The organism is Alkalimonas sp. NCh-2, assembly GCF_039631345.1.
GTDB classification, from domain to species: domain Bacteria; phylum Pseudomonadota; class Gammaproteobacteria; order Enterobacterales; family Alteromonadaceae; genus Alkalimonas; species Alkalimonas mucilaginosa.
In genome coordinates this window covers 1069121-1079537 of record NZ_JBDIUV010000001.1, presented here as the reverse complement: position 1 = coordinate 1079537, position 10417 = coordinate 1069121, and the positions used below count along the sequence as shown (strand labels likewise).

Annotated in this window: 10 protein-coding genes and 2 rRNA genes; 11 read left to right on the top strand and 1 reads right to left on the bottom strand. The window is 52.0% G+C overall.

Annotated features, from left to right (window positions below; genetic code table 11):
* Both ABC502_RS05285 and rrf read left to right on the top strand, forming a co-directional pair.
* Positions 1-107 (top strand): 23S ribosomal RNA (locus ABC502_RS05285); the annotation flags it as partial.
* A 71-nt stretch (positions 108-178) separates the two neighbouring features.
* Positions 179-293, top strand: a 5S ribosomal RNA gene (rrf, locus tag ABC502_RS05280).
* Between the two features lie 68 nt (positions 294-361).
* Here the strand turns inward: rrf and ABC502_RS05275 are convergent.
* Positions 362-1291, bottom strand: coding sequence for a pyridoxal-phosphate dependent enzyme (locus ABC502_RS05275; protein ID WP_330089240.1), 930 nt, complete (start codon positions 1289-1291; stop codon positions 362-364).
* Between the two features lie 90 nt (positions 1292-1381).
* Between ABC502_RS05275 and ABC502_RS05270 the strand changes: the two genes are divergently transcribed.
* The 9 genes from ABC502_RS05270 to ABC502_RS05230 all read left to right on the top strand — a co-directional run bounded on the left by ABC502_RS05270 (position 1382) and on the right by ABC502_RS05230 (position 10396).
* The gene (locus ABC502_RS05270) at positions 1382-2335 is read left to right on the top strand and encodes a hypothetical protein (RefSeq protein WP_330089239.1); all 954 of its coding nucleotides are present in this window, start codon (positions 1382-1384) and stop codon (positions 2333-2335) included.
* A complete protein-coding gene (locus ABC502_RS05265; RefSeq protein WP_345915114.1) occupies positions 2319-2915 on the top strand; it encodes a PilN domain-containing protein in 597 nt (198 codons plus the stop codon). The genes ABC502_RS05270 and ABC502_RS05265 overlap by 17 nt, the downstream gene beginning before the upstream one ends.
* Positions 2912-3550, top strand: coding sequence for a hypothetical protein (locus ABC502_RS05260; protein ID WP_345915113.1), 639 nt, complete (start codon positions 2912-2914; stop codon positions 3548-3550). Before ABC502_RS05265 ends, ABC502_RS05260 begins: the two co-directional genes overlap by 4 nt.
* Positions 3528-3842 carry an MSHA biogenesis protein MshK gene (locus tag ABC502_RS05255; RefSeq protein ID WP_345915112.1) on the top strand — a complete coding sequence of 105 codons (315 nt, stop codon included), beginning with the start codon at positions 3528-3530 and terminating at the stop codon, positions 3840-3842. The genes ABC502_RS05260 and ABC502_RS05255 overlap by 23 nt, the downstream gene beginning before the upstream one ends.
* Positions 3843-3906: 64 nt before the next feature.
* Positions 3907-5490, top strand: a complete 1584-nt coding sequence (gene mshL / locus ABC502_RS05250) for a pilus (MSHA type) biogenesis protein MshL (RefSeq protein WP_330089235.1) — start codon at positions 3907-3909, stop codon at positions 5488-5490.
* 10 nt (positions 5491-5500) lie between these two features.
* Entirely contained in the window at positions 5501-6394 is an 894-nt protein-coding gene (locus ABC502_RS05245; RefSeq protein ID WP_345915111.1) for an AAA family ATPase, read from the top strand.
* Entirely contained in the window at positions 6391-7443 is a 1053-nt protein-coding gene (locus ABC502_RS05240) for a hypothetical protein (RefSeq protein WP_345915110.1), read from the top strand. Before ABC502_RS05245 ends, ABC502_RS05240 begins: the two co-directional genes overlap by 4 nt.
* A 3-nt stretch (positions 7444-7446) precedes the next feature.
* A complete protein-coding gene (locus ABC502_RS05235; RefSeq protein ID WP_330089232.1) occupies positions 7447-9180 on the top strand; it encodes an ATPase, T2SS/T4P/T4SS family in 1734 nt (577 codons plus the stop codon).
* Complete coding sequence (locus ABC502_RS05230) at positions 9173-10396, top strand: type II secretion system F family protein (RefSeq protein ID WP_330089231.1); 1224 nt, start codon at positions 9173-9175, stop codon at positions 10394-10396. The genes ABC502_RS05235 and ABC502_RS05230 overlap by 8 nt, the downstream gene beginning before the upstream one ends.
* Positions 10397-10417 lie beyond the last annotated feature (21 nt).

The window sequence follows — 10417 nt, the reverse complement described above, 5'->3', positions numbered from 1 at the left end:
TAAGTCTGCTAAAGGGTCGTTGGAGACCACAACGTTGATAGGCAGGGTGTGGAAGCGTGGCGACACGTTAAGCTAACCTGTACTAATTGCCCGAGAGGCTTAACCATACAACGCCCAAGTGGCTTGTATGCACGCTATCGAAATCAGCTTGCTAGTTAAAGACAGACAACCAGTTACGCCTGGTGGCAATAGCGCTGTGGAACCACCTGATCCCATTCCGAACTCAGAAGTGAAACGCAGCTGCGACGATGGTAGTGTGGCATTCGCCATGCGAGAGTAGTACACCGCCAGGCACCTTATTCAAGCAAAAGGCCTACCCTCACCGGTAGGCCTTTTTGCGTTAAAGCGCCTGAATGAGGTTTCAGCCTTGAGCCGCTAAAATTTGATAGTCTGCTTCAGTGAGTGACCCTCTATAACGTAACCCTGCCAATCCTTGCAAGCCACCAGTATGAAAGAAACTAATACTACTGCCCTTGGGAAATGCGCCCTGTGCGATCAACTGGTACAAAGCAGACATGGCTTTGCCGGTGTAGATCGGTTCAAGGGTGATCTGATGGCGCTGTTTGAAATCCAGACAAAACTCCAGCAGCTGTGCATCAAAACGGCCATAGCCCTTGCCGGTATAACCGGTTATCAGCTGCCAGTTGTTTGTCTGTGGGCACCATTGTGTAATCCTGGCCGGCAAGCTCAGATCCTTCACCACGGCGATACCTAGCACTTGAGCATCTGGGTTACCAAGGGCTAACCCTGCGAGAGTGCCACCACTGCCGGTGGCTGTTACTATAAACTGGCTGTTGCCATGCGGGGTTTTGGTTAAATCCAGCTCTGATACACCTTGCACGCCAAGCATGGAACTGCCACCTTCCGGCACAATCAGAAAATCCGGATACTGTTGTTGCAACTGCGCTAACCAGGCTGGGTTGCTTCGCAAACGATAGTCAGTTCGACTGATGGGTACAAGCTGCATGCCTGAAGCAAGGCAGTGTTTTAGGGTTGGGTTCTCGGTATCCAGCTGATCGGTGCGAACCAAACCAATGGAGAGCAACTGATGCTGCTGGCAAGCTATGGCGCTAGCCGCCAAGTGATTGGAGAATGCACCGCCAAAGGTCAGGATGCCCTTTTTTCCTTGTTGCAGAGCGACTTTCAGTGGATAGTGCAGCTTTAATCCTTTATTGCCGCAGAGGGCATTGGCTGCTTGTGTTGTCTGGTAAAGCCATAGCCCCACTTGATGCTGATCAATGGATGGCTCCCAGATTTGTTGCCAGTTATTTGCTGGCTTCTTGATCATCATGCTAAGCTAAACCTAAAAGATACCTGAACAGAATTAAAACAACAGTAAAGTCGTGGATTATAACGGCTTTTAACGCAGGTTAGATCCTTTATGTGGACATCGCTTCAAAAGCTTTTTCAAAAGCATGTCAGTGAGCGTTCAGTCGCTGCACTGCATTGGATGAGTGACGGCTGCACTCTCATTGTCTTGAGTCAGGATAAGCTGTCGCTGCGTTGTACCTTTCGGCGAAGTCTGATGTTTCAAAACAATGACTGGCTAAGACCATTGCAAAAGCTACTTGCAGAGCTGCCCCCAGTTCAGCAAATGACGGTTACTCTGGCTCCTGAATTTTATCAATTGGTCCAGCTTGATAAGCCTGAAGTTCCTGAGAATGAACTAAAAGCAGCGCTACGCTGGCAACTGAAGGATTTGGTTTCGTTCGAGCCTGGTGACATGCAATTTGATTACATCGACTTACCGGGTGCTCATCAGCAGCAGAGTCGGCTTCAGGTGGTTGTAAGCAGCCAGAGGATGTTGCGACCATTGGTGCATTGTCTGCACAGCGCCAGAGTTCCGGTAAAAACGATACTACCGGAAGAGTGGGTGCTTAAAAATCTATTGCCGGCTCAAACGCAACCGGTGCTGCTGTTATCCCAAAGAGTCGGTCAGGACTTATCAATAATGATTTTACGCGCTGGCAGGGTATGCTTTTCGCGACGGGTTCGTGGATTACCGTCGCCTGAGCAGCTTAGCTTAGATAGTTTGCACCAAGGTTATTTGGATGCTCTCAGCCTGGAGGTGCAGCGTTCAGTTGACTATTTTGAAGGTCAGTTAAAGCAGGCGCCGGTCCGGCAATTGGTGTTAGCAATCAATACCGCTTTGCAGGCCGATATTGCCGGCTTTTTCCGTCAACTTGGCTTTGCTGAAGTGCAACAGCTGCAATTCAGCCAATGGCTACCGGAACTCGATCTTCAGCAACAAGCACAGTTCGCCACATCGTTGGCAGCCGCCCTGGAGTATGAAAGTACTGCAGAGCAGGAGGTCGGGTATGAAAACGCAAGTTAATTTGTTTGATGCTGCTTTATTACCAGTCACAGAACGCTGGAGCTTATCACAATTGTTGTTCGCGCTTGGTATTACAGTGTTGCTGCTTTCACTGGTTTGGGGCGGTATGATTTTTCAGCAACGTCAGATAAATCAAGACGTGCACAGTATTCAGCGGCAGTTACAGCAACAGGCATTGCATCAGGAGCAGTTTACGCAACTGTTGCAGCAACGTGCGCCTTCTGCGGAGCTGACTCGCAAGCAAGCTTTGTTGCAGGCCAGGTTGCATCGCAGCCAGCGCTTGAATGAGTTGTTGCTGCTGCAGCAGCAACAACAGCAGGTTCACTACTCACAGGTATTGACACACCTTGCAAAGGTTGATGTGCCTGAGCTTTGGTTAACTGAGTTTACCTTACATCAAAACCACAGTAGTTTTCGGGGATACTCTTTGCGTTCGGCTGCGGTACCTGGCTGGCTCCGCCGTTTGGCAGAGCTGCCGTATTTTGAAGGGCAGGGTTTTCAGAGCCTAACCATGCAGCAAGCAGATGAATCCGGGCTTTTGCTCTTTCAAGTGCAATCCCTACCTGGGAGTGCACCATGAATTGGCAACAACTAAAGCATCGATACGATACCCTAAAGCTACGTGAGCGGCGGCTGGTATTTTTTACGAGCTTGGCGCTGTTGTTGTGGTTGGTAGCAATCTATTGGTTGGAACCTGCCTGGCAAAGCACTCAGCAACAGCAGCAGGAGCTCCGTCAGGCAAGGCAGCAGTTGCAACAGACAGAGCTAAGTATTGCCGAGTTGCAGCGTGAGCTTGGGCGTGATATCGATCAGGATACCCGGCAGCGGATTGCGCGATTGGAACAACGTCTGGCCCTGGAGGAGCAGCAGTTGGCCGAGCGGGCGGTACATTTTATTGGTGCGGACAGAATGTTGCCGATGCTACAAAACCTCTTGATAAGCGACCCTGACGTTCGGTTGTTATCGTTAAGCAGCCAGGCCCCCAAAGTGATAGCGCATGACGAAGCGCAACAGGCACTGTTGTATGAGCACCGTATCCAGTTAGTGTTGCAAGGTGAGTATCAGGCACTGAGTGCGATGATGCAGCAGCTTGAGCAACTACCCTGGCAACTGGGCTGGCGCAATGTGCACTATCGCGTTATGCAACACCCTTTAGCTGAGCTTTCAATCGAAATTGTAACGGTGGGTGATCATGCAGATTTTATCCAGCTTTAGTGTTTTGTTGTTACTGATTAGTATGGCTGCCATGGCCGATCCAACCCGCCCGGCGCGGGGAGCTAGCCAGCTGAGCCAGCCAGGCGCAGCTGATGTCATCATGCAGCTGCACTTAATTCGATGGCAGGAGCACAACGCACATGCTGTGATTAACGGCCGGGTTCTGCAGGTAGGAGACGAAGTGAATGGGTACCGTTTGCAGGCGATCCATCCCGATCATGTGCAGCTGGAACAGGCGGGTGTACAGCAGCAATTATTTCTATTTCAGAAGATGACCCACAATAATGAATAAAGTATGTTTCAGACGGTTAAGCTTTAGCTGTGCGTTGGCAATCGGATTGAATGGCTGTCAAGGTATGCAAAGCGGCCATCAGGCCCAGCAGGCAAAAGCCACTTTAGAGCAAGCCGTGTCCGCATCACCTGCTCTAGCCGCGGCGGAAATCCCGCCATCGGTCACTCAGGATCTGTTGGCTATGGCAGCAAGGCCGCAACCAGAGATCATGGTGTCTGAACCACGTTTTAATGTTGCAGCCAGCCAGGTTGGGTTGCAGGATTTTTTTGCCTCCCTGGTTGTAGACACCGATTACAGTATCGCGGTACACCCGGATGTACAGGGTACTATTAGCCTGAATTTACGCCAGGTTACCCTGCCAGAGACCTTAGCGGTGGTGCAGGATTTGTATGGCTTTGATATTCGCCGGCAAGGCAGGGTGTATCAAGTACAGCCTGCTGGGTTGAGAACTGAAACCATCGCGGTGAATTATCTGATGTTAAAGCGCAGTGGCTTTTCTGCCATTTCGGTTAACTCCGGTGGCGTGTCGCAAGACATGCGAAGTGGGCATCAACAGCGTGGTCGCAGTGTGCAACAGCAAAATCAACTGTCGCAAAATCCGATGTTGGGTACTCAACAGGGCATGCAACAGCAATTCAGTGGCAGTAACATACACAGTGAGAGTGAAACGGACTTTTGGAAAGATTTGCAGGATGCATTACGTCAGATGCTTGGCTCAGGCGCTGATCGTATGGTGGTGGTAAGCCCACAAGCGGGGTTGGTGACGGTGCGCGGTATGCCGGATGAAATTGCTGCGGTACGAACCTTTCTTGGCGTTGCCGAGCAGCACCTGCAGCGTCAGGTGATTCTGGAGGCCCGAATTATTGAAGTGACTTTAAGTGATGAATTCCAGCAAGGGATTAACTGGAGTAATGCGCTGGCCTCGGTTCGCTCCACCAATTTCAATTTTACTACGACCGGCGTTACACCCGGTAACCCAACCAGCTCTGCCCTCGGAGGAGTGACTGCGATTTCTTTCAGCAACGCGGATTTTAATGGTGTGATCAATTTGCTGGAAACTCAGGGCAGTGCCCAGGTGTTATCCAGCCCCCGGGTGACCGCTATTAACAACCAGAAAGCTGTGATCAAAGTTGGCCAGGATGAGTATTATGTCACCAATATCAGCAGCGATACGACTGCTACGGTGGGGGGGACCATCAGCACACCGTCGATCGAGTTGCAGCCGTTCTTTTCAGGTATCGCATTGGATGTGACGCCGCAAATTGACCAGCATGGTCAGGTCATTTTGCATGTGCATCCATCGGTCACTGAAACTGCTGAACAAATCAAGACCATTCGGCTTAGCAACGAAGAGGTGGTGCTGCCACTGGCTCGTAGTAATATCCGCGAATCAGACACCATTATTCGTGCCCGCAGTGGTGAAATTGTAGTGATTGGCGGCTTGATGCAAACGGTTAGTACGGACTCTGTATCAAGAACGCCAGTGCTTGGCTCTATTCCTTTGCTTGGGCAACTCTTTACCAGCAAGAATACGCTGGAACAAAAAAAGGAACTGGTGATTTTGCTGCGCCCTGTGGTGGTAGAGCCGGAGCAATGGCAGCCGCATATTCAGCAATCGGCAGATAGCCTTAATCGCTGGTATCCCTGAGGCTCTGGCCATGTACCTTGAGCACTTTGAGCTGCAGCAGTTGCCCTTTAGCCTGACGCCAAACACGGTGTTCTATGTTGGGTTAGTGCCACACCAGCAAGCTTTTGAAGTATTGCAGACGGCGCTTACAGCCGGGGAAGGTTTTATTAAAATTGTTGGGGAGGTTGGCACTGGCAAAACCCTGCTGTGTCGCAAGTTGCTGCACTCGGCGCCAGCACATTGGCGCCTTGCGTACCTGCCAGACCCGTCGTTATCGCCTATTGAGCTGCGCTGGGCTTTAGCGGCTGAGCTCGGTTTGCACTATTCCGGCAATATTGATCAACAACAGTTGCATCAGCTACTGCAGCGGCATTTACTGTTGCTGGCCGCCAGGCAGCAGCAAGTGATCCTGGTGATTGATGAGGCACAGGCATTGCCTGATGAAACTCTGGAAACATTACGCCTGTTAACCAACCTGGAAACGGAGCAACGCAAGCTGTTGCAGGTGGTGCTCTTTGCTCAGCCGGAGCTGGATCTGCGGCTGGCCAAACATCGGTTTCGTCAGTTACGTCAGCGCATCAGTTTTTCTTACCAATTGCGGCCTATGACTGTGGCTGAGGTCGGGGCTTATGTCCAGGCTCGTTTGCAGATTGCAGGCAACTCAGATCTGCGCTTTAGCTCCTTGGCGCTGCTTGGGCTGGCTAAATACAGTCGTGGTATTCCAAGGCTGGTAAATGTTCTGGCACATAAAGCCTTGATGTTGGCCTATGGCCGGGGGCAGTTGCATATTAACTGGAGGCATATCCGTGCGGCGGCACAAGATACCGAAGACGTGCCAGCAGTTCGCTTTGCTGCCTGGGTACCGGCAGTCTTTATGTTGGTGACCCTGGTTGGGGCCGCATTCTGGCATTGGGGTCCTTTATGAGTGTGATCAATCAGATGTTGAAGGATTTGGACCAACGCCAGTTGGCTGCACAGTCTCAGCCAGGTGCATCGCGGGTGTTACCTTCGCAATCAGTGGTCCGACGCTGGTGGCTTCTTTTGTTGCCCGTCGGGATCCTCGTAGTGTTGCTATGGTTCTGGTCGCAATGGTCTGCAGGTAGTCAACAGGCGCAGCTATCTCCTGCTGCGATGGAAGCTGCAATTCCCGCGCTGGCAGCCGAGCCTGAGCTTAGTTTTGAGCAGAATGAGGCAGAACTTTCTCTGCTGGTAGCGACAGAAGCTGTCATTGAGAGCAGCAAAGAGCCTAAGTCAGGGTTGCTGCCAGATCCTATTGGCTCTACCGGGCCTGCAACGCCGCCTCAGGCGGTACAAGCCATGGTAGCGGAGCAAAAACCACAGCACGCGGTGGATGCCGCAGAAGCGCCGCAGGCACAACTGAAAATAGAGCGGGTTGAGTTAAGCGCGGTAGAGCAGCAACAGCGTTTGCGGCAACAGGCACTAGAGGCCGAGCAAGCGGGTCGGCCTGATGCAGCTCGTGCGGCATGGCAGCAGTTACAGGCCCAGGCTCCGCAGCAGCCCGAGGCCTATCAGGCTTTGGCTCGCATGGCGCAGCAGGCTGGTTATGAGGCAGGTAGCCAGTATTGGTTGCAATTGGGGTTGGCACAAGGGGCCGATGCCAGTCAGTTGGTGCCGCTGCTTGCTGCTAGCTATGGTCGTCAGCAGTTGTGGGCTCAAGCGCTTCAGGCATTATCACAGATGCATGAGTCTGGTTTGCAGCCTGCTGAGCTGGCACTTCGGGCCACGGCCTGGCAGCAACTGGGGGAGCATCAAGCTGCGGTGGTGGCTTTTGAGCAATTAGCCAGGCTGGAGCCTCAGGAGGGACGTTGGTGGCTGGGGATGGCTATTAGCTCCGATGCGTTAGGTCAGCGGTCTATGGCTGTGGCGCAGTTTCAACGCAGTTTGCAATTGGGGAATGATTTGAACCCGGCAACGAAAGAGTATATCCGGCAGCGTTTACAGGAGCTGAATTGAGCGATGGCGAAACCTAAACTGAAAATGCGGTTGGGTGATCTGCTGGTGCATGAGCAGATGATTACCGAGCAACAGCTGGAGCAGGCCTTGGCAGAACAACGCCAGACCGGGCGCAAGCTGGGTTCTACGCTGATTGATTTGAACCTGTTGCAGGAAGATGAGTTATTACGCTTTTTAGCGCAGCAACTGGCGGTGCCTTTTCTGGATTTAAGTCAGCAGCGACTGGATCCCAAGGTAGCGCAACTCTTGCCCGAAGTGCATGCCAGGCGCTCCAGGGCCTTGGTGTTGGAAGCGGATCAGCAGCAGGTTTTGCTTGGCATGAGTGATCCGGCCGATTTGTCGATCCTGGATCAACTGGCTCCCATGTTAGCCCCCCGGCAAATACAGATTGCGGTAGTGCGCGAAAGTCAGCTGATGGAAGCCTTTAACAACCTGTATCGGCGCACCAAGCAGATAGAAAGTTTTGCGACCCAGTTAAAAGAAGAATACGCCGAAACCAGCGATTTCGATCTTAATGCATTGAACCTGGACACCGAATCCGATACCACCATTGTTAAATTACTGCAGTCGATTTTTGAAGACGCAGTGCAGGTGCGGGCCTCTGATATTCATATTGAACCGGATGAAACACTGATCCGCATTCGTCAGCGGGTGGATGGCGTGTTGCAAGAGAGTACTTTGAATGAGGTTAGTATTGCTTCTGCTCTGGTGTTGCGATTGAAGCTGATGGCCAATCTGGATATTTCCGAAAAGCGATTGCCACAGGATGGACGCTTTCAGATCCAGGTAAAAGGTCATCGCATTGATATTCGTTTGTCGACCATGCCGGTGCAGTATGGCGAATCTGTGGTGATGCGGTTATTGGATCAAACGGCAGGGTTATTGTCGCTGGAACAAACCGGTATGCCAGATGATTTTATTCGGAAATTACGGCAACTGATGAAAAGCCCACACGGCATGATCCTGGTTACCGGCCCCACCGGTTCGGGTAAAACGACGACTTTGTATGGCATTTTGAGCGAGTTGAACCAGGAAGGCAGTAAAATTATCACGGTAGAAGACCCGGTAGAGTACCGTATTTCACGCATTAATCAGGTTCAGGTGAACTATAAGATAGGGCTGGGTTTTGGCGAGGTGCTCCGAACATCATTGCGGCAGGATCCGGATATTATCATGGTGGGGGAGATGCGTGATCAGGAAACCGCTGAGATGGGGTTGCGCGGCGCATTGACTGGCCATTTGGTGTTATCCACGCTCCATACCAATGATGCGGTTACCAGTACCTTGCGTTTGGTGGATATGGGGGCCGCACCATACCTGGTAGCCAGTTCGCTGCGGGCCATTTTGGCGCAACGTCTGGTGCGACGCATTTGCGAGAAATGCAAAGCGCCCTATCAGCCGGATGAACTGGAGCAGAACTGGCTGCGCCATAGCAAAGCAGATCTTGCCAGGCAGTACTGGCATGGTAAGGGCTGCCAGTCGTGCCATCACACCGGTTTTAAAGGGCGGGTTGGGGTGTTTGAATTATTGATTATGACCAAGCCTTTGGCCGACGCATTGCGACGGGGGGATAACGAAGCCTTTGCCTCGCTGGCCTATCACAGTGAGCATTTTCGTAGCCTGGGGCAGATGGCACTTGGCTATGCCCAGCAAGGGATCACCACGCTGGATGAAGTGATTCGGGTGTCGGAGTATCTGGAGGTTGAATCAACGGTCGTTGGTGGTTCAGATGCCTGAGTTCAGTTATCGGGCACGTGACGCGCAGGGCATGGCTGTACAAGGCCAGATGGAAGCCGGCAATGAAGCCGGTGTGGCTGATCTATTACGTCAGCGCCAGCTTATTCCGGTTTCAATAGAGCCGGTGCCGGTTCAGAACAAGACCGAACTTCGTCTATCAGGCTGGTTTAGCGGCATCAGTCTTAGTGAGCTAACCATGTTTTGCCGGCAAATGTATGCGCTGATGAAAGCTGGCATTCCGATGATCCGGGCCATTGAAGGGCTGGCCACCAGCACCAGTTCGGCGCGATTGCGTCAAGTATTGACTGAACTGGGTGGCGAGCTGGAAAAGGGCCGAACTTTATCGGTGGCGATGGCCGGTCATCCCAAGGTATTTAATCGGCTGGTTGTTAGTATTGTGCATGTGGGGGAAAACACTGGCCGCCTGGATGAAGCTTTTTTACAGCTATCGGAGTATTTGGAGCAGGAGCAGGAAACACGCAAGCTGATCAAGCAGGCTACTCGTTACCCGAGCTTTGTATTGATTGCACTGGCACTGGCTCTGGTTATTTTGAATGTGCTGGTTATTCCGCAATTTGCTGCCATGTTTGCGCGCTTTAATGCGGAGTTGCCCTGGTCAACCCAGGTACTGTTGGCAACATCTGCTTTTTTCCAGCAGTACGGCTGGCTGTTATTGGTGCTGCTGATTATCAGTGGCATAGCACTGCGTTACAGCATTGAAACGGATAAAGGGCGGGTGCGTTGGGGACGCTTTAAACTAAAGGTGCCGCTGGTCGGCGATATTATTAATCGCGCTACTTTGGGGCGTTATGCCCGCAGTTTCGGTTTAATGCTCAAAGCCGGAGTGCCGATGACCACTGCACTTAGTCTGGTGGCCGAGGCGGTCGATAACGCCTATCTGGGCGATAAAATTCGCGAGATGCGGCGAAAAATTGAGCGCGGTGAAAGCCTGTACCGGGTCAGTGCACAAAGTCAGATGTTTACCCCACTGGTGATGCAGATGGTAGCGGTGGGCGAAGAAACCGGCCAGATGGATGCCATGCTGGCGGAGGTCGCCAGTTTTTATGAGCGTGAAGTTGCCTACGATTTAAAAACACTAACCGCACGGATTGAGCCGATTTTGATCACCATAGTGGCCGTGATGGTGCTGATTTTGGCGCTGGGTATTTTCACACCCATGTGGGATATGCTCAGTGCCTATCGGGGAGGGAACTAGCCAAGTTGAAAAAGCGTGTAA

Coding starts and splice junctions, on each gene's coding strand:
- ABC502_RS05275 (WP_330089240.1), bottom strand. CDS start 1,291: ATGATGATCAAGAAGCCAGCAAATAACTGGCAACAAATCTGGGAGCCA.
- ABC502_RS05270 (WP_330089239.1), top strand. CDS start 1,382: ATGTGGACATCGCTTCAAAAGCTTTTTCAAAAGCATGTCAGTGAGCGT.
- ABC502_RS05265 (WP_345915114.1), top strand. CDS start 2,319: ATGAAAACGCAAGTTAATTTGTTTGATGCTGCTTTATTACCAGTCACA.
- ABC502_RS05260 (WP_345915113.1), top strand. CDS start 2,912: ATGAATTGGCAACAACTAAAGCATCGATACGATACCCTAAAGCTACGT.
- ABC502_RS05255 (WP_345915112.1), top strand. CDS start 3,528: ATGCAGATTTTATCCAGCTTTAGTGTTTTGTTGTTACTGATTAGTATG.
- mshL (WP_330089235.1), top strand. CDS start 3,907: ATGCAAAGCGGCCATCAGGCCCAGCAGGCAAAAGCCACTTTAGAGCAA.
- ABC502_RS05245 (WP_345915111.1), top strand. CDS start 5,501: ATGTACCTTGAGCACTTTGAGCTGCAGCAGTTGCCCTTTAGCCTGACG.
- ABC502_RS05240 (WP_345915110.1), top strand. CDS start 6,391: ATGAGTGTGATCAATCAGATGTTGAAGGATTTGGACCAACGCCAGTTG.
- ABC502_RS05235 (WP_330089232.1), top strand. CDS start 7,447: ATGGCGAAACCTAAACTGAAAATGCGGTTGGGTGATCTGCTGGTGCAT.
- ABC502_RS05230 (WP_330089231.1), top strand. CDS start 9,173: ATGCCTGAGTTCAGTTATCGGGCACGTGACGCGCAGGGCATGGCTGTA.